Origin of the sequence: Rhodanobacter sp. FW104-R8 (assembly GCF_001617365.1) — a bacterium.
GTDB lineage: Bacteria > Pseudomonadota > Gammaproteobacteria > Xanthomonadales > Rhodanobacteraceae > Rhodanobacter.
Genome location: NZ_LVJR01000016.1, coordinates 64,030 through 82,310, shown reverse-complemented (window position 1 = coordinate 82,310; position 18,281 = coordinate 64,030). Strand labels below are relative to the sequence as shown.

The following is an 18,281-nucleotide window of genomic DNA, read 5'->3' as shown; positions in this document are numbered from 1 at the left end:
GGCTGCCGCAAAGCCGACCATCCATAGATCATGGCTATGAAGTCTGACGCAGGACGGTGCTTCTCAACAGCCTGCTAGGGGGGAATATGCCAGCTTCGATCCACACCGGTCGACGGTTCACGCCACCGCCGCGCACGTACTTGCGCCAGGCTCAACCCGTCGCGCGTGCACGCGGCTTCACCCTGATCGAGCTGATGATCACGGTAGCGGTCATCGCCATCCTCGCCGCCATCGCCGTGCCCAGCTACTTCAACTACACCCTGCGCTCCAACCGCTCGGCGGCGGAGAGCGTGATGCAGGAAATCGCCAGCGCGCAGGAGCGCTACATGGTCGATTCCCGGCAGTTCGCCGGCAGCCTGAGCACGCTCGGCTATACCGTGCCGAACACGGTAGCGTCCAGCTACAGCGTTGCGATGGTGGCCACCGCAGCCTCCGTTTCAGGCGGCACGCCGCCGCGCTACACCATCACCGCCACACCGAAGGGCACCCAGGTTCGCGACACGGGCTGCGCCACGCTCACCCTCAACGGCGACGGCAGCAAGGTAGCGAGCACCGGCGCCACGAACTGCTGGAAATGATCCATGCGCACATCGCGTAGCCACGGCTTCACGCTGGTTGAGATGCTGGTCACCCTGGCCATCTTTGCCGTGCTGCTGATGATCGCCATCCCCTCGATGCGGCCGTTCCTGCAATCGCAAAGCGTCAAGAACGCCTCGATGGATATCGTCTCCACGGTGGCGCTGGCGCGCAGCGAGGCGATCAAGCGCAACGCCCAGGTCGATGTGAAGGCCACCAACGCGGCCGACTGGAGCCAGGGCTGGGTGGTCAGCCAGAACACCCCCGCCGCGACCATTCGCAAGCAGTCGGCCCTCGGCAACATCGTCATCACGCCGTCCGATCCAAGCTTCAGCTTCGACGGCAACGGCCGGATGACCACCACGGGAGCCACGTTCGCGATCGCGCCGATCAACAAGACCGGCTCGCAGCCGCTTTGCCTCAGCGTCACCGTGGGCGCCACCGGCCGCGTCGAGTCCACCAAGGTCACCTGCCCATGAAAAACCAGACCGGCATGATGTTGATCGAAGCGCTGGTGTCGCTGGTCATCGCGGCCATCGCCCTGCTCGGCACCGTCACCCTGATGGCGAAATCCACGCGCAGCGAGATGGAGTCGTACCAGCGGGTGCAGGCACTGACCCTGGTGCAGGACATGGTTTCGCGTATCAACGCCAACCGGCAGGTCGCCTCGTGCTATTCGGTGGGCGCCAGCATAACCAACCCCACCGGCCCCACCGGTTACAGCACGACCAGCGCCCCGACTCCCTGCACCTCGGGTTCGGCCATACAGAACACCACCGTCGCTTCCGACCTCGCCGCCTGGCAAAACGCCCTGCTAGGTTCCCGCGAGACCTCCGGCGGCAACAAGGTCGGCGCCATGATCGGCGCGGTCGGCTGCATCACCCAGATCGACCCAACCAATCAGGTCTACCAGGTCAGCGTTGCCTGGCAGGGCCTGACGCCCACGGCCACGCCAAAGTTGCTGTGCGGGAGTGGAACGCTCGGCAACAACAACCTGCGGCGCGTGATCAGCGTCCAAATCCAGATCGCCAACCTCACGACGACATGATGACTCCTCGCGCCCACGGCCAGCCCATGTCGCATGCCCGCCAGCAGGCGGGCATGTCCCTGATCGAGCTGATGGTCGCCGTCGCCATCGGTCTGGCGCTGCTGGCCGGCCTCAGCTCGCTGTACGTCTCCACCAGCAAGGCGCGCACGGAATTCAACAAGACCTCCGAGCAGGTCGAGAACGGCCGCTTCGCCCTGCAGTCGATCAGGCGCGACATCGAGATGGCCGGTTTCTACGGGCGCGCCAGCTTGCCGCTTGCCACCTCCAGCTACGCCCTGTCGGACCCCTGCGCCACGGCGCCCGCCTCGATGGGTTTCAGCACCAGCCCACTCACCGTTCCGCTCCCGGTCTACGGGCCATCGCTGGCCGCCACCGTCCCCGCATGCCTGGCTACCAAGCTTCCCAACATGCGGACGGGCGCGGAAGTCCTCACCGTCAGCTACGTCTCCGGCAGCGCCACCCCGGCTGACGGCAACAATTACTACCTGCAGCGTTCCGGCTGCGAGACCGACAGCGTACCGCTGGTCTACAGCAACAGCCCCAGCGCCTTCACGCTGCACAACAAGGCGGCCGTCGCCGGCGGCACCTGCAGCACCAGCACCTCCGCCGAGCTGCGCAAATACGTCATGCGCAGCTACTACGTGGCCACCTGCGATGTGTGCAGCGGCACCGGCGCCGACACCACGCCGACGCTGAAGATGGCCGAATTCGTGAACGGCGCCATCCAGGTCTCCTCGCTGGTCACCGGCATCGAAGACGTGCACTACAGCTACGGCATCGACGTCGACAACAACGGCTCGCCGGACTGCTACGTCGACAATCCGTCCGACACCAGCGCCGCACCGGCTGCCTGCGCCACCGCGGTGGCGGCCGCCGCTTACGCATGGACCGCGTCAGCCACCGCCAACTGGGCCAACGTCACCGCCGTACGCGTCAACCTGCTCTCGCGCAATCTCGACAGCACCGCCAGCTGGACCGACACCCGCACCTACGACCTGGGTCGCGCCGCGCCGATCCCCGCATATGGCGACCACTACAAGCGGCACGTCTACGGCACCGTGGCACGCGTCTGGAACACCGGCGGCGTGAGGGAGAACCAATGATGAAGACCTCTCCGTCCCGCACCTCGCAGCGCGGCTTCACCCTGGTGATGACGCTGATCTTCCTGGTCATCTTCATGCTCTTCGCCATTTCCATGGTCAGCTCGAGCATGATCAACACCCGGGTCGCCGCCAACCAGCAGTACCGGCTGGAAGCCGGCACCGTGGCACAGCAAGGCATCGAGCAGGTGATGAGCCAGCCGTTCATCCGGGTGCCGATCACCACCACCACTCCCGTGCCGGTCGACGTCAACGGCGACGGCATCACGGACTTCACCGCCCAGGTCGCGCCTCCCGCCTGCCTCGACAGCAAGGTGATCCCCAACGCGACCCTGCCGGTGGGCGACGTCTGCAAGGTGCCGAACAACCCCAACGGCAACCTGATCCTGCCCGGCCCGTCCTCCTCGGTATCCCCGCCCCCGGCAGCTCCCTCGATGTGCTCGGCGACCCAATGGGACATCCAGTCCACCGTCACCGACCCGAACAACACCGCCGTCGCGGTGACCGTGCACCAGGGTGCCGCTGTACAGGTGCCGATCGGCACGCCCTGCCCCTATTAACCTCGCATCCGTCCCCGCGGAGTAGCCGCCATGTCACACCCACGCACCATCCTGAATCGCCGGCTGCGCATCCTCGTCCTGATGGCCGCCGCGCTGGCGCTGCCGGGCATCGCCAGCGGCGAGGACATCGACCTGTACGCCGGCAAGGCGATCAAGGGTGGTCAGCCGAACGTGCTGCTCATCCTGGACAATGCAGCGAATGGCAATTCCGCCACCACAATCGCTCCCGGTAGCAATTGTCCTTCCTGGATAGCCTCCAACCCCAAGGCGCATGACTTCGAGCAATGTGCGCTTTACAAGATGGTCGGGGCATTAGGCTCGCCCAGCAGTCCACTGAATGGCCAGGTCAACATGGGCCTGATGATGTTCAATCCAGCCAATGGCGGGTTGTTCTTCTATCCGAGCCCGACGCCGACGCCACCTGGCCCGCTACCGCTGCTGGATACCACCGGCGCTGCCACCTTCCAGAGCGTAATCGCGGGGACACCCGGCGGCGGAACCGGCCCCGGTACGGCTCCCGTCTATACCAATTCGAACAATCTCGACGAATCCATGGGGGAGGCGTGGGCCTACTTCACCGGCACCACCGCTACCTTCCTGTCGGGAACCAAATACAGCAAACCGATCACGGACGTCTGCCAGAAGAACTTCATCATCTACCTCGCCAATGTAACCGGCAGCAATGCGCCTAAAACGGCGAATTCGGTTTCGAACGCGCAGCAGGCACTGATGGCCGCCAATGGTGGAGTTACCCCGCCGATCATCCCGTTGAACCCTGCCGGCTACCAACAAAATTGGGGCGATGAATGGGCGCGCTTCATGTACCAGTCCGATCTTTCCGGCATTCCCGCTTCGACTCCGCACAATCCCCAGAACATCATCACCTACACCATCGCCGTTTCGGATGGCTGCGAGGCGACCCAGGCCAAATGCAGTAATCACATCAACCTGATCAAGAGCATGGCCGCGAACGGCGGCGGCAAATATTTTTACGTCAGTGCGGGCGACGTGAGCGGCCTGATCAAGGCGCTGACCACGATCCTGACCGAAGTGCAGGCAACCAACAGCGTGTTCGCCTCGGTGAGCCTGCCGGTCAGCGTGAACGCCCAGGGCACCTCGCTGAACCAGGTATACGTCGGCATGTTCCGTCCCGACGCCACGGCCGCACCGCGCTGGGCGGGCAACCTCAAGCAGTACCAGATCGGCTACGACGCCAGCGGCAACGTGGTGCTGAACGACTCGCTGGGCCAGCCAGCGATCAGCAATGCCGGCACCGGCTTCATTTCGCCCAGCGCGCTCAGTTTCTGGACGGCGGACCATCAGGCCGGCACCCCGCGCGACGGCCCGTTTGCCATTGACCCAACCACCGGCAGTCTCCTCAGCACCCCCGTCACTGGCTGGCCGGCCAACGGCTTCTGGATCAACCACGCGACCGGCGCCGGCGGAGCATTCGACGCCCCCGACGGCGAAATCGTCGACAAGGGCGGCGTCGCCGAGATGGCGCGTGCGGATTACCTCACCGATCAGTCGATTCGCAAAATCTTCACCTGCAACAGCGTGGGCGGCTGCCCCACCACCGGCACGCTGCCCACGTTCGATACCAGCAATACCGCACTGACGCCCACGGCATTCGCCCTGCCGACCGGGTCGACGTCGACCGATGCCAACAATCTGGTCAACTGGGTCCGCGGCACGGACAACAACAGCACCAGCACTACCGGCGCCGAGAGCCCGGCAGGACCCGGCAGCGGTGTGACCGTGCGCCCGTCCATCCACGGCGACGTGCTGCACTCGCGGCCCGCCGTGGTCAACTACGGCGGCTCCATCGGCATCGTGGCGTTCTACGGCTCCAACGACGGCCTCTTCCGTGCCGTCAACGGCAACAAGGATGCCACCGCCCCCGGCATCATCAAGATGGCCAGCGGACGCTACGTGCGTCCGGGCGGCGAGCTGTGGTCGTTCATCGCCCCGGACTTCTTCGGCAAGTTCCAGCGTCTGCGCAACAACAGCCCCGCACTTACGCTGGGCGCCACCACCGGCAGCGGCAAGGACTACTTCTTCGACGGCACCACCACGGTCTACCAGGATCTGCGTGTCGCCGGCAGCCCGAAGACCTACATCTACCTCACGGCTCGCCGTGGCGGCCGGCTGATCTATGCGTTCGACGTGAGCGATCCGACCAAGCCGCCGGTCTTCCTGTGGAGCAAGACCAATGCCAACATCCCCGAACTCGGCCAGACCTGGTCGCAGCCCAAGCTGGCCTTGGTCAATGGCCACAAGGACCTCAGCGGCAATCCCATCCCGGTGGTCATCATGGGCGGCGGCTACGACCCCGCCGAGGATACCGACCCGGTAGGCGCCGCCGACACCATGGGCCGCGCGATCGTGGTGCTGGATGCCATCAACGGCAGCACGGTGTGGACCGCCTGCCCGTCCGGCTGCACGGCCACGGTTCCGAAAATGACCTACGCGATCCCGTCCGACATCACCCTGCTCGACCGCAACGGCGATGGCTACACCGACCGCCTCTACACCGGCGACCTGGGCGGCAATATCTGGCGCGTCGATCTTGAGCCGAACGGCTACGGCCCCACCAACTCGAATCCGCCATCGAGCTGGACGGTGACCCAGATCGCCAGCTTCGGCGGCACCGGCACCAGCGCCCGCAAGTTCTTCTATCCGCCCGATGTCACCCCGTCCACGACTTTCGACGCGGTGGTGGCCGCCAGCGGCGACCGCGAGCACCCGCTGGTGTCGAATGCATCGTCCAACGTGGTCAACCGTTTCTACATGATGAAGGACACCAACACCGGCGCCAGTGTGGCCAACGGCTGGACCACGATCACCGAATCCATGCTCACCGACGAAACCGGTGCCGCCGCCGGAACGACGACGCCCTATTCCTCCACCAGTACCACGTCGGGCTTCTATGTCACCCTGACCCATGCCGGCGAGAAGGCGGTGAACGCACCCTTGACCGTGGCGGGGTATACCTATTTCGGTACCAATACGCCGGCCGATCCCAGCCTGAACCCCAACATGTGCTACCCGAACCTGGGCATTGCACGCGGCTACGCGATCAACTTCCTGACCGGCGCAGGCTTGAACAGCAACGGCTACATCGTCTTCGACGGCGGCGGCCTGCCGCCCTCGCCGGTTTTCGGCCTCGTCGCGGTCAATCCCGACACCCCCAACGTGTATACCCCGGTACTCATCGGCGGCGGTAACCAGACCGGACCAGGCGGTGGCAACAACTCCTCGGCGCTGGGTTCTCAGAGAGTCACCCCGCCCAACACCGGCAAGCGCAAGCGTACCTACTGGTTCACCGAAGGCCAGAAATAGGCAGCGCGGCATGCGCGGCAACCATGCCGCGCCTGCCTCATGGCCGGCGGCGAAGCGGATCATCCGCGATGGGCATTGCACCTGCGACCCGCATTTGCGCGGCCCAGTCTTGAACGCCACCCGCTGCGTCGACCGAAGCCACGAATCGCGTCCGAAAAAAAAGAGCGCCCATCGGGCGCTCTGGAAGCTGGTGGGTCGTCCGGGACTCGAACCCGGGACCAATAGATTAAAAGTCTACTGCTCTACCAGCTGAGCTAACGACCCATCATTGCAAAACTCAAGCGGACAATTTTACGGGCTGCACCGCAGCGGCACAAGCAAGCGCGGACATTCAGGCGTAACGCGTGGGATCGGCCAGGCCCGCCTCGCGGAAGCCTTGCGCGCGCAGCCGGCAGGCGTCGCAATGGCCGCAGGCACGGCCGTCGTCGTCGGCCTGGTAGCAGCTCACCGTGGCCGAGAAATCCACGCCCAGCCGCTGGCCCTCGCGCGCGATGTCGGCCTTGCTCATGCGCATCAGCGGCGCGTGGATGCGGATGCCCGCGCCTTCCACGCCGGCCTTGGTCGCGACGTTGGCCAGTTTTTCGAATGCCTCGATGAAGGCGGGGCGGCAATCCGGGTAGCCCGAGTAGTCGACCGCGTTGACTCCGCACCAGATGTCGCTGGAGTCGAGCACCTCGGCCCAGCCCAGCGCGATCGACAGCATGATGGTGTTGCGCGCCGGCACGTAGGTCACCGGGATGTCATTGCTGTCGGCAGTGTCCAGCGGCACGTCGATGTCGGCGGTCAGCGCGGAACCGCCGATGCTGCGCAGGTCGACGCCGACGGTCTTGTGCTCGACCGCGCCAAGCATTCTCGCCACGCGATCCGAGGCGGCCAGTTCCGAGTTGTGGCGCTGGCCGTAGGCCACGCTCAGCGCGTGCACCTGGTAGCCCTGCTCGCGGGCGATCGCGATGGTGACGGCCGAATCCATGCCGCCGGAGACCAGCACGACGGCTTTTCGGGGAGAATTTTCAGACATGTTTTGCATCCACACGGGTGCGGCCGGTCACCGGCCGGAAAGCGCTTGCGGCGACACAGGCCACGGCGCGGATTCTGTTTTGAAGAGTGCGGCCATGGACGACTGCTGTTTGATCCTGGCGTTCGGGGATGAACGCACTGGTTCAAGCAGTGCAGCCATGGATGGCTGCCTCTCGATCTTCGCGTTCACGGACGAACGCACAAGTCATTTCCCGGCGGCGTCGTTCCACAGCAGCTTGTGCAACTGCAGCTGGAAGCGCACGGGCAACCTGTCGGCGATGATCCACTCGGCCAGATCGCGCGGCTCCACCGCACCGTGCACCGGCGAGAACAGCACCATGCAGCGATCCGCCAGCGCATGCTCGGCCAGCATCGCGCGCGCCCATTCGTAGTCGGCGCGGCTGGCGATGACGATCTTGATCTGGTCGTGCGGCAACAGGTGGTCGAGGTTCGACCACAGGTTGCGGCCGCTCTCGCCCGAATCCGGCGCCTTCAGGTCCATCACCTTGCGCACGCGCGGGTCGACCGTGGAGACGTCCAGCGCACCGGAGGTTTCCAGCGACACCTCGTAGCCGGCATCGCACAGCTTGCGCAGCAGGATCAGGCAGCGCTTCTGCGCCAGCGGCTCGCCGCCGGTCACGCAGACGTGCTTCGCACCGTACGTGGCGACCTCGGCGAGGATGTCGTCGATCGCATGCCAGTTGCCGCCGTAGAACGAGTACTCGGTATCGCACCAGACACAGCGCAGCGGGCAGCCGGTGAGGCGCACGAACACGCTGCGCCAGCCGATCGCATCGGCTTCGCCCTGGATCGAATGGAAAATCTCGGTGATGCGCAGGCGCTCGGCGACCGTCGCCGCAGGCGTGGCGGACGCCTCGCGCGCGTCATGGCCGCTCATGCCGCCGCCGCTCAGTTGCCCGACTGCAGTTGCAGGCGCTGCAGGCGTTCCTGGGCCAGGCTGGCCACCTTGGTGCCGGGATACTTGGCGGCGACCTGGGTCAGCGTGGCCCTGGCCGCTGCGGTCTGCTTCAGCTCGAGCTGGCTGTAGCCGACCTTGAGCAGCGCATCGGGCGCCTTTTCGCTCTGCGGGAACTGGCTCAGCAGCCGCTGGAACGATTCCAGCGCGACCGGGTAGTTGGTGGTGGCGTAATAGGACTCACCGAGCCAGTACAAGGCATTCGGTGCCAGTGCGTGGTTCGGGTATTGCTGGATGAAGCTGCGGAACTGGCGCGACGCCTCGACGTAATTGCCCGCGCGGATCGCCTTGAAGGCCACGTCGTAGGCAGCCTGGGCCGCCGCGGGATCGGCCGCGCCGGCGCCCGGATTGCCACCGGCCGGAGCCGGCTGGCCCGCCGCCGCGTTGCCGGCTGCGGCAGCGTTGCCCGCCGCGGCAGCCGGCTTGCCGGCTGCCGGCGCCGGCGGGTTGCCGCCGGCCGTTGCCGCGGCGCCGGCGCTCTCGACGCGTCCCAACCGGGCGTCGAGATCGGTGTACTGGGCCTTGTTCTTGTCCTCGAGCGTCTGCAACTGGTGCTGCAGTTCCTCGATCTGTCCCTGCAACTGCTGCACCTGTGCCTGCAACTGCTGCATCTGATTGACCATGCCGGTACCGGACTGGTCCTTGTTCTGTGCCTGCTGTTCCAGCCGCGCGACACGATCGGCGAGGCTCAGCCGGGAGTCCTGCGCGAATGCCGGGAACGCGAACAGCATGGCGGACGCGACCGCGCCCGCCATGCTGAACCTGGCTGCAAAGCTGTTAGCCAGTCGCTTCATCTTTACTGCGCCGTGTAGACGATCTCGACGCGGCGGTTCTTGCTCCAGCAATCCTCGTTGTGCTCACGGCACACCGGCTTCTCCTTGCCGTAGCTGATCACTTCCAGCTGGCTGGCCTGGCCGCCATTGCCCTGCAGCGCTTCGGAGACGGCGTTGCCGCGGCGCTCGCCGAGGCCCAGGTTGTACTCGCGCGAGCCGCGCTCGTCGGCGTTGCCTTCCAGGCGGATGTGCGAGGTCGGGCGGTCGCGCAGGTACTTGGCGTGGCACGCCATGATCTGCTGGAACTCCGGCTTGATCTCGGTCTTGTCGAAGTCGAAGTACACGACGCGCTGACGCAGGCAGGCATCGGTGTCGAGGTCGGCAGGGGTGTACTTGCCGTCAGAGACGGGAGCCTGGGTCGGGGCGGTCTGCTCCGGAGCCGGCTGCGGTTTGACTTCCTGCTTCTTGGAGCAAGCGGCCGCGCCTACGCAGAGCAGGGCAACCAGGGCGACGCGAACGGTCTTATTCATGGTGACGTTCCTTACGGGTTGAGTTCCGACTAACGATGACGATCGGGGATAACGGGACAGCTGTCGCCGGTTAACCGGCTGTTATTTTGACACTTGAAAGGTCGATAGTGCGTGACTCTGCACGGTCGCCCTGACTGGCTTTCGACGCGGCGAGGCGCCATGGCCGGAAACCGAAACGCGCCTCGCGGCGCCGTTCGGGCCCACTCCCTGGGCATCGGGCTGCTGCACTCGCGCGCGGCAGCCTGGAAAATCAGCGTTGCCGGTATGGTCCCCAGGCCGGTTCGCGCACGTCGCCGTCGGAAAGCACGAGGCGCTGGCGAACCATGCCGTCAGCCGATACGGCATACAGCACGCCGCGACGTCCTTCGGTAGCGGCATACAGCAGCATGCTGGCATTCGGTGCAAAACTCGGGGACTCGTCGATCGGGCCCGGCGAGAGGAACCGCACCTGGTCACCCAGGCTGCGATCCATGATGGCAATACGATACACGTTCCCGTTGCCCTGCACCATGGCGATCTGCTTGCCGTCGTAGCTCACGTCGGCATTCAGGTTGCTCTGCCCCTGGAAGCTGATCCGCTGCGGCGTGCCGCCGCTGGCCGGGACCTGGTAGATCTGCGGCCGGCCGGAACGGTCGGAGGTGAAAAAGATGCTCTTGCCGTCGGGCGCCCAGACCGGCTCGGTGTCGATCGATAGGCTGTTGGTCAGCCGGGTCTCGTGGCGGCTGGCCAGATCCAGCACGAACAGCTCCAGGTTGCCGACGTAGGACAGCGCCACCGCCAGCTTGCTGCCGTCCGGCGACCACGCGGGCGCACCGTTGATGCCCCGCGGGTGGGATTCCACCAGCTGGCGCGAGCCGGTGGTGATGTCCTGCACGTAGATCGACGAATTGCCGCTCTCGAACGAGACGTAGGCGAGCTTGCGGCCGTCCGGCGACCAGGCCGGGGTCAGCAGCGACTCCTTCGAACGCGCCACCACCTGCGGGTTGTAGCCGTCCGAGTCAGCCACGATCAGCGAATAGGTGGTGTGGTTGCCCAGGCCCACCGCGGTGATGTACGCGATACGCGTCCAGAACGCGCCGCGCACGCCGGTGATCTTCTCGTAGATGATGTCCGCGATCTGGTGCGCCACGCCGCGCAGGTCGCCCGCCGGCGCCGGCGGCATCTGCTGGTGCAGCAAGCTCTGCTGCTTGTTGACGTCCCACAGTTCGTACTCGACCTGCACCATGCCGTTGCCGGCGTCGGTGATGTTGCCGACCACGATGTAGTCCTGCTTGAGCAGGCGCCAGGTGGCGAACTTGATGTCCGAGCCCTTGGACGGGAATTCCACGATGTCGCTCTTGGCCAGCGAGCGGAACTTGCCGGAGCGGTTGAAATCGTTGCGCATCACGTCGGCGACGTCGGTCGACAGCGGTGCGCCGCCGGCCTGGGCGAACGGCACCACCACGATCGGGGTGGCGGTCTTGACGCCACCGACGATGTCGACGTTCAGCGACTGGGCGGTGGCCGGGCCGGCGAACAACGCCACCGCGGCCAGCAGGATGACGACAAGGCTTGAGCTGAATTTGCGCATGGTCTTGATCATTGCGGCCTGAAGGTAAAGGTGAGGTTGCGCTGGAACACGCTTTCGAAACCCTTGTACGGCAAGGTCTTGGTGCGCAATACCGCATTTTCGACCGAACGCCGGCCGGCGTCGTCGTAGGGGCAGCTGGAATCGACGGTAGCGCTCATCACGTCGCCACCGGGCGACTGCACGATGTGCACCTGGCACGGAACAGACGGTATGTTATCCGGCCTTAACCAGTTCGGCGTGACCGCATTCTGAATGGCCGCGGCATATTCGTCGGCGAGGTTGCTGTTCTGGCTGTTGTTGCCGGTCTGGCGCTGCGCCGCGTTGGGCAGGTCGGGGGCGCCGTTGTCCTGGGCGTTCTTCAGGTCCTCCATCTGCTGCTTGGCCTGCCTGGCCTTGCTGTCGAGCTTGCGGGTCTGCTGCGCCGCCGCGTCCATCTTGGCCAGCAGGTCGTCGATCTGCTTCTGCTTTTCCTGCTTCTGCTTGACCGCCTGCGCGTCCAGCTCGGCCTGCCGCTGGCGCTGCTTTTCCTCCTGCACCTGCTTCGCCTCCTCGGCCTTCAGCGCAGCCTCCTCCACCACCCGCTCCTGGTCCTTGAGGTCGGGCTGCTTGGGCGGCGGCGGCAGGGTCTTCACCTCCGGCGCCTCGATCTTGGGCGGCGTCGGCGGCGGCACGGTGGGCGGCGGCGGGGTGGAGTCGGGCACCGGCTTGACCTTCTCCGCCTTCGGCGGCGGGCTGCCGGTGGGGCCGATCAGGGTGGCCTCGATGACCTGCCCCTGCAGCTCCAGCGGCTTCGAGCAGGTGATCGGGTTCATCCACGCCGGCAGGTGCAGCGCGTTGAACACGTTCTCGTAGGTCGAGCACGGCAGCACCGCGAGGAACAGGAACCCCACGATGCCGATGTGCAGGATGGCGGAAAGTACGACCGCCTTCGGCGTCGCCTTACTTTCGTCCATCGGGGGTGCTCTTGCCCTGGCCGGCCGGTTCGCCCGGCTGGCCCATCAGGCCGACCTTGGCCACGCCGGCCTGCTGCAGGTCGGCCAGCACCTTGAACACGCCGCCGTAGCTGCCGCGCTCGTCGCCGCCGACCAGCACGCTGACCTCGGGGTTCTCGCGCACGAAGGCACCCACCTTGAGCTTGAGCGTGTCGGCGTCGACCAGCTCCTTCTTCGCCCCGCTCAGGGTCAGGTACAGCTGGCCGTCCTGCAGCACCGAGACCAGCACCGGGTCCTTCTTCTGCTGCAGCGACTTGGCGTTGGCCTGCGGCAGCTGCACGTCGACGCTGGAATTCATCATCGGCGTGGTGACCATGAAGATGATCAGCAGCACCAGCATCACGTCGATGTACGGCACCACGTTGATTTCGGATTTGAGCTTGTAGCGCCGCTGGCGCCCGGAGGTTCGCATGGCTGCTCTCCGCTCAGGCGACGTCGTCGGTCTGGATCTGCCGCTGCAGCACCGAGGAGAACTCTTCCTGGAACACGTCGTAGCGCGAGGCGATCCGCTCGACCTTGGTGGCGTAGCGGTTGTACGCCCACTGCGCCGGGATCGCCGCGAACAGGCCCATCGCGGTGGCGATCAGCGCCTCGGAGATGTGCGGCGCGACCACCGCGATGGTCACGTCCTTCATCTCGCCCAGGCCCTGGAACGCGCCCATGATGCCCCACACGGTGCCGAACAGGCCCACGTACGGGCTGATCGAGCCGACGTTGGCGAGGAATTCCAGGTTGCGCTCGAGCGAGCCGATCTCACGCGTGCCGGCCACCTGCATGGCGCGCTCGGAGCCCTCGATGACGCTGCGCGTGTCGTGGGTCTTGCGCTGGCGCTGGCGCGCGAACTCGCGGAAGCCCGATTCGAAGATGTTCTCGATGCCGCCGGTGCCGCCGTGGCGGTTGCTGACCTCGCGGAACAGCTGGGCCAGGTCGCCGCCGGACCAGAAGCGCTCCTCGAACGCCTCGGCGTCTTCCATCGCCGCCTTGGTCTGCGAGTACTTGCGGATGATGATCACCCACGACAGGAACGAGAACACCAGCAGGATCAGCAGCACCAGTTTTACCGGCACGCTCGAATCCGCGATCAGCGTGAAAATGTTCAGTCCACCGTTCATTGCTTGCAGGTTCTCCGCCAGTCGGCTTGGGGTTGTGGCTCAGGGGGCGAGTTGCGCGATCAGGTCGGTCGGGATCGGCGCGGGGCGCATGCGCTGGAGATCGACGCAAGCCACCCGCACCTGCGCGCGAATCAGGCAGTCGCCGTCCGCCTTCATGATCGCCTGGGCGAACAGGATACTGGCTGCGCGCCGCTCTTTGACCTCGACCGTCACCGACAGTTCATCATCCAGCAGGGCTGGCCGGAGGAAATCGATCTGCATGTCGCGCACCATGAAGGCCAGTCCGGTGGCTTGCTTGAACGCCATCTGGTCGACGCCGAGCGCGCGCATCCACTCGCTGCGGGCACGCTCCATGAAGCGCAGGTAGCCGGCGTGGTAGACCACCCCGCCAGCGTCGGTATCCTCCCAGTAGACCCGTACTTTCCAGCTGAAGGGCGGCTTCGGAGCGGTTTCAGGCATCGTTGGTTCCGGCATCGAACAGGTCGGCGGGCTGCGCCTGCCGCGGCGGCGGGGTCAATCCCAGGTGGCGCCAGCCCCTGGCGCTGACCATGCGGCCGCGGGCGGTGCGGATCAGGTAGCCCTGCTGGATCAGGTACGGCTCGACCACGTCCTCCAGCGTGCCGCGGTCCTCGCTGAGCGCGGCGGCCAGCGACTCCACCCCGACCGGGCCGCCGTCGAAGTTCTCGATGATCAGGCCGAGCAGGCGGCGGTCCAGCTCGTCGAAACCCTGCGGGTCGATCTTCAGCATGTCCAGCGCGGCATGGGCCGCCGCCAGCGTGATCTCGCCACCGGCACGCACCTCGGCATAATCGCGCACCCGGCGCAGCAGGCGGTTGGCGATGCGCGGCGTGCCGCGCGAGCGGCGGGCGATTTCCTGCGCCCCTTCCGGCGCGCAGACGATGCCCAGGATGCGTGCCGCGCGCCGCACGATCGCGGTGAGTTCCTCGGCCGTATAGAACTCCAGCCGCTGCACGATGCCGAAGCGGTCGCGCAGCGGCGCGGTGAGCATGCCGGCGCGGGTGGTGGCGCCGATCAGGGTGAACGGCGGCAAATCCAGCTTGATCGAGCGCGCGGCCGGACCCTCGCCGATCATGATGTCGATCTGGAAGTCCTCCATCGCCGGGTACAGCACTTCCTCGACCACCGGCGACAGGCGATGGATCTCGTCGACGAACAGCACGTCGTTCGCCTCCAGGTTGGTCAGCAGCGCGGCGAGGTCGCCGGCGCGTTCCAGCACCGGGCCGGAGGTGGAGCGCAGGTTGACCCCCAGTTCGTTCGCGATGACGTGGCTGAGCGTGGTCTTGCCCAGGCCCGGCGGCCCGAACACCAGCACGTGATCCAGCGCCCCGCCCCGCTTCCTGGCGGCCTCGATGTAGATCGACAGCTGCTCGCGCACCGCCTGCTGGCCCAGGTACTCGTCCAGCCGTTTCGGCCGGATGGTGGCTTCCAGCGCCTCGTCGTCGAGCTGGGCGGCGGCGGTGATGATGCGGTGGTCGGTCATGCCGGCATTATGGCAGGCTGGCCATGTACTTGTAGGAGCCCGCCTGCGGGCGATGCTTCCGTTCCGATATACATCGAAGCGGGAGCATCGCCCGCTGGCGGGCTCCTACAGGGCCAACTCAGATTTCGACCTGCGCCCCCAGCTCGATCAGCCGGTTGCCGGGGATCTGGAAGAACGCGGTGGCCGGCAGCGCGTTGCGCGCCATGAACGCGAACAGCTTGTCGCGCCACAGCGCCATGCCGGGGCGGCGGGCATCGGCCACGATGGTCTCGCGCGACAGGAAGAAGGTGGTATCCATCATGTCGAAACCGAGGCCCTCGCGCGAACACTGCGACAGGGCCAGCGGGATGTTCGGATCCTCGGCGAAGCCGAAGCGCAGCTCCAGCCCGAAGAAGTTGCCGCCCATCGGGGTGATCTCGATGCGCTCATGGGCCTCGGCCACCGGGGTTTCCAGCGTCTCCACCGTCAGCAGCACGTTGCGCTCGTGCAGCACCTTGTTGTGCTTGAGGTTGTGCAGCAGCGCATGCGGCACGGCGTGCTGGTTCGCGGTGAGGAAGATCGCCGTGCCCGGCACGCGCAGCGGCGGGTGCTCGGCGATGTTCTCGATGAATGGCGCCAGCGCCAGGCCGCCCTGCTTGATCTCGCGCATCACCAGCTCGCGGCCGCGGCGCCAGGTGGTCATCACGCTGAACAGCACCACGCCCAGCACCAGCGGGAACCAGCCGCCGTGCGCCACCTTCAGCAGATTGGCGCCAAAGAACGACAAGTCGATGATCAGGAACAGCACGCCGACCAGCACCACCGTGAACCAGCTCCAGTGCCAGCGCTTGCGAGCGACCACCAGCGCCAGCAGCGTGGTCACGGTCATCGTGCCGGTCACCGCGATGCCGTAGGCCGCGCCCAGGTTGTCGGAGCTGCGGAAGCCGAGCACGGCCAGGATCACCAGCACCATCAGCATGCGGTTGACCCACGGCACGAAGATCTGCCCGGACATCTCGCGCGAGGTGTGCACTACCGCCAGCCGCGGCGAATAGCCCAGCGACATCGCCTCGCGGGTCATCGAGAACGCGCCGGAGATCACCGCCTGCGATGCGATCACCGCGGCGCAGGCCGACAGCAGGATCATCGGGTACAGCATCGACTCGGGCACCATCAGGTAGAACGGGCTCTCGATCGCGCGCGGATTGCCCAGCAGCAGTGCTCCCTGGCCGAAGTAGTTCAGCAGCAGCGCCGGCAGCACGAAGCCGAACCAGGCCACCCGGATGGGTTGCTTGCCGAAGTGGCCCATGTCGGCGTACAGCGCCTCGGCCCCGGTCAGCGCCAGCACCACGCCGCCGAGCGCGATGAACGAGGTGTTGCCGTGGTTGACGAAGAAGCGCACCGCGTGCATCGGGTTGACCGCGTACAGCACCTGCGGATTGGCGATGATCTGGCGCACGCCGAGCACCGCCAGCACCACGAACCACAGCGTCATCACCGGGGCGAACGCCCTGCCGACGCTGTGCGTGCCATGCCGCTGCACGGCGAACATGCCCAGCAGGATCGCCAGTGCGATCCACACCACGTACTTGTCCAGCCCCGGCGCGGCGACGCCGAGGCCCTCGACCGCGCCGAGCACCGAGATCGCCGGGGTGATCACGCCGTCGCCGTAGAACAGCGCGGCGCCGAAGATGCCGAAGCCGGCCAGCACCCAGCGCGCGCGCGCCGAGCCGCTCATCGAGCGCTGCGCCAGCGCCATCAGCGCCATGATGCCGCCCTCGCCCTTGTTGTCCGCGCGCATCACGAAGGTGACGTACTTCAGCGACACCACCATGATCAGCGCCCAGAACACCAGCGACAGCACGCCCAGCACCGCCGACGGCGTCGGCGTCATGCCGTGCGTGCCCAGGGTTTCCTTCATGGTGTACAGCGGGCTGGTGCCGATGTCGCCGAACACCACGCCGATCGCGCCGAGCGCGAGCGCCCGCAGTCGGCGCCGGTTCTCCGCCGGGGTGAGGCACTGAACAGTCTGTTGGCTCACGATCAAGCTCCGAGCGCGGCGCGCAGCGCCTTGCGGATGATGGCTTCGGCACCGTCGCCCTCGGCAGCGACCTTCTGCACCAGCCGGGCCACCTCGGCCGGCTTGTAGCCCAGCTGCTGCAACGCCACGCTGGCTTCGGCGGCGGCGTCCAGCGGCGCGCCGGCCGCGCGCGGCGCGCCGCCCGGCACGCCGGACAGGCCGTCCACGCGGTCGCGCAACTCCACCACGATGCGCTCGGCGGTCTTCTTGCCGATGCCGGGGATCTTGGTCAGCGCGACCACGTCGCCGGCCTGCACCAGCCGCGCGAAATGCTCGGTGGAAACGCCCGACAGCACCGCCAGCGCGATCTTCGCGCCGATCCCGCTGACCTTGAGCAGGTTGCGGAACAGCGTGCGCTCGCTCTCGTGCAGGAAGCCGTACAGCGCGACGCTGTCTTCCTTCACGGCGTGATGGGTGAGCAGGACCACTTCCTTGCCGATGCCCGGCAAGTCGTAGATCGTCGACATCGGCGCCTCGACTTCGTAGCCGACGCCGCCCACCTCGACCAGCAGCGACGGCGGCTGCTTGCTTATCAGGATGCCGCGCAAACGTCCGATCACCGGCGGTGTCCCCTTGTCTTCATCATCATCGGCGACGCCTCCATGCCGTGCGCGGCAGGCCGACGCGGGCCAGGCTGGCGCGGGTATGCGCGTGGGTCACCGCCACCGCCAGCGCATCGGCGGCATCGGCCTGCAACCGGCCCTTGAGGCCGAGCAGCACGCCGATCATGTGCTGCACCTGGGCCTTGTCGCCGCGGCCGCTGCCGACCACGGACTGCTTCACTTCGGTTGCCGCGTATTCGTGCACCACGATCCCCTGACTGACCACCGCGCAGATCGCGGCGCCGCGCGCCTGCCCAAGCTTCAACGCCGAATCCGGATTGCGTGCCATGAACACGCGCTCGATCCCGCACTCGGCCGGCCGGTGGGTCGCGATGATGTCACACAGTTCGTCAAAGATGCGTTTCAGGCGCAACGGGAACGTGGCCTCGCCGGCCACCGCCAGCGCGCCATGGAAAACGTGCGTCAGCTTGCCCGCGTCGTCCACGTCGATGATGCCCACGCCGGTGCGCTGACTGCCGGGATCGATGCCGATAATGCGGGTCATCACTGGTGCGATGCGAAG

At 66.4% G+C, this 18,281-nt stretch carries 19 protein-coding genes and 1 tRNA gene; 6 read left to right on the top strand and 14 right to left on the bottom strand.

Annotated features, from left to right (window positions below):
• The first annotated feature begins 86 nt into the window (after positions 1-86).
• The 6 genes from RHOFW104R8_RS04120 (at position 87) to RHOFW104R8_RS04095 (ending at position 6,626) form a co-directional block, all read left to right on the top strand.
• On the top strand, positions 87-578 hold the full coding sequence (locus RHOFW104R8_RS04120; RefSeq protein ID WP_068095251.1) for a type IV pilin protein: 492 nt from the start codon (positions 87-89) through the stop codon (positions 576-578).
• A 3-nt stretch (positions 579-581) separates the two neighbouring features.
• Positions 582-1,055, top strand: coding sequence for a GspH/FimT family pseudopilin (locus RHOFW104R8_RS04115; protein ID WP_068095253.1), 474 nt, complete (start codon positions 582-584; stop codon positions 1,053-1,055).
• A complete protein-coding gene (pilV, locus tag RHOFW104R8_RS04110; RefSeq protein WP_068095255.1) occupies positions 1,052-1,624 on the top strand; it encodes a type IV pilus modification protein PilV in 573 nt (190 codons plus the stop codon). The genes RHOFW104R8_RS04115 and pilV overlap by 4 nt, the downstream gene beginning before the upstream one ends.
• Positions 1,621-2,727, top strand: a complete 1,107-nt coding sequence (locus RHOFW104R8_RS04105) for a PilW family protein (protein WP_255373814.1) — start codon at positions 1,621-1,623, stop codon at positions 2,725-2,727. The genes pilV and RHOFW104R8_RS04105 overlap by 4 nt, the downstream gene beginning before the upstream one ends.
• The gene (locus RHOFW104R8_RS04100) at positions 2,727-3,284 is read left to right on the top strand and encodes a PilX N-terminal domain-containing pilus assembly protein (protein ID WP_068095260.1); all 558 of its coding nucleotides are present in this window, start codon (positions 2,727-2,729) and stop codon (positions 3,282-3,284) included. Before RHOFW104R8_RS04105 ends, RHOFW104R8_RS04100 begins: the two co-directional genes overlap by 1 nt.
• 81 nt (positions 3,285-3,365) lie before the next feature.
• Complete coding sequence (locus RHOFW104R8_RS04095) at positions 3,366-6,626, top strand: pilus assembly protein (RefSeq protein WP_235605132.1); 3,261 nt, start codon at positions 3,366-3,368, stop codon at positions 6,624-6,626.
• Positions 6,627-6,814: 188 nt separating this feature from the next.
• Here the strand turns inward: RHOFW104R8_RS04095 and RHOFW104R8_RS04090 are convergent.
• The 14 genes from RHOFW104R8_RS04090 to ruvC form a co-directional block, all read right to left on the bottom strand.
• Positions 6,815-6,890: transfer RNA gene (locus RHOFW104R8_RS04090), tRNA-Lys, on the bottom strand.
• Between the two features lie 67 nt (positions 6,891-6,957).
• A complete protein-coding gene (gene queC, locus RHOFW104R8_RS04085; RefSeq protein ID WP_068095287.1) occupies positions 6,958-7,644 on the bottom strand; it encodes a 7-cyano-7-deazaguanine synthase QueC in 687 nt (228 codons plus the stop codon).
• A 204-nt stretch (positions 7,645-7,848) separates the two neighbouring features.
• Entirely contained in the window at positions 7,849-8,541 is a 693-nt protein-coding gene (queE, locus tag RHOFW104R8_RS04080) for a 7-carboxy-7-deazaguanine synthase QueE (RefSeq protein ID WP_068095264.1), read from the bottom strand.
• Between the two features lie 11 nt (positions 8,542-8,552).
• Positions 8,553-9,374, bottom strand: a complete 822-nt coding sequence (gene ybgF / locus RHOFW104R8_RS04075; protein ID WP_068095266.1) for a tol-pal system protein YbgF — start codon at positions 9,372-9,374, stop codon at positions 8,553-8,555.
• Between the two features lie 41 nt (positions 9,375-9,415).
• Positions 9,416-9,922, bottom strand: a complete 507-nt coding sequence (gene pal / locus RHOFW104R8_RS04070; RefSeq protein WP_068095267.1) for a peptidoglycan-associated lipoprotein Pal — start codon at positions 9,920-9,922, stop codon at positions 9,416-9,418.
• Between the two features lie 250 nt (positions 9,923-10,172).
• Positions 10,173-11,501 (bottom strand): Tol-Pal system beta propeller repeat protein TolB, encoded by a 1,329-nt coding sequence (tolB, locus tag RHOFW104R8_RS04065; protein WP_201028682.1) that lies wholly within the window; start codon positions 11,499-11,501, stop codon positions 10,173-10,175.
• Positions 11,501-12,445, bottom strand: a complete 945-nt coding sequence (tolA, locus tag RHOFW104R8_RS04060) for a cell envelope integrity protein TolA (RefSeq protein WP_068095269.1) — start codon at positions 12,443-12,445, stop codon at positions 11,501-11,503. The genes tolB and tolA overlap by 1 nt, the downstream gene beginning before the upstream one ends.
• Positions 12,432-12,896 (bottom strand): protein TolR, encoded by a 465-nt coding sequence (gene tolR / locus RHOFW104R8_RS04055; RefSeq protein WP_068095271.1) that lies wholly within the window; start codon positions 12,894-12,896, stop codon positions 12,432-12,434. The genes tolA and tolR overlap by 14 nt, the downstream gene beginning before the upstream one ends.
• A gap of 13 nt (positions 12,897-12,909) precedes the next feature.
• Complete coding sequence (tolQ, locus tag RHOFW104R8_RS04050) at positions 12,910-13,596, bottom strand: protein TolQ (protein ID WP_068095273.1); 687 nt, start codon at positions 13,594-13,596, stop codon at positions 12,910-12,912.
• 39 nt (positions 13,597-13,635) lie between these two features.
• Entirely contained in the window at positions 13,636-14,055 is a 420-nt protein-coding gene (ybgC, locus tag RHOFW104R8_RS04045) for a tol-pal system-associated acyl-CoA thioesterase (RefSeq protein ID WP_068095274.1), read from the bottom strand.
• The gene (gene ruvB, locus RHOFW104R8_RS04040; protein WP_068095276.1) at positions 14,048-15,097 is read right to left on the bottom strand and encodes a Holliday junction branch migration DNA helicase RuvB; all 1,050 of its coding nucleotides are present in this window, start codon (positions 15,095-15,097) and stop codon (positions 14,048-14,050) included. The genes ybgC and ruvB overlap by 8 nt, the downstream gene beginning before the upstream one ends.
• 118 nt (positions 15,098-15,215) lie before the next feature.
• Entirely contained in the window at positions 15,216-17,117 is a 1,902-nt protein-coding gene (locus tag RHOFW104R8_RS04035; RefSeq protein WP_068095291.1) for a potassium transporter Kup, read from the bottom strand.
• Positions 17,118-17,119: 2 nt separating this feature from the next.
• Positions 17,120-17,716 (bottom strand): Holliday junction branch migration protein RuvA, encoded by a 597-nt coding sequence (gene ruvA, locus RHOFW104R8_RS04030; protein WP_068095278.1) that lies wholly within the window; start codon positions 17,714-17,716, stop codon positions 17,120-17,122.
• Between the two features lie 25 nt (positions 17,717-17,741).
• Entirely contained in the window at positions 17,742-18,263 is a 522-nt protein-coding gene (gene ruvC / locus RHOFW104R8_RS04025; protein ID WP_068095280.1) for a crossover junction endodeoxyribonuclease RuvC, read from the bottom strand.
• Positions 18,264-18,281: the final 18 nt, after the last annotated feature.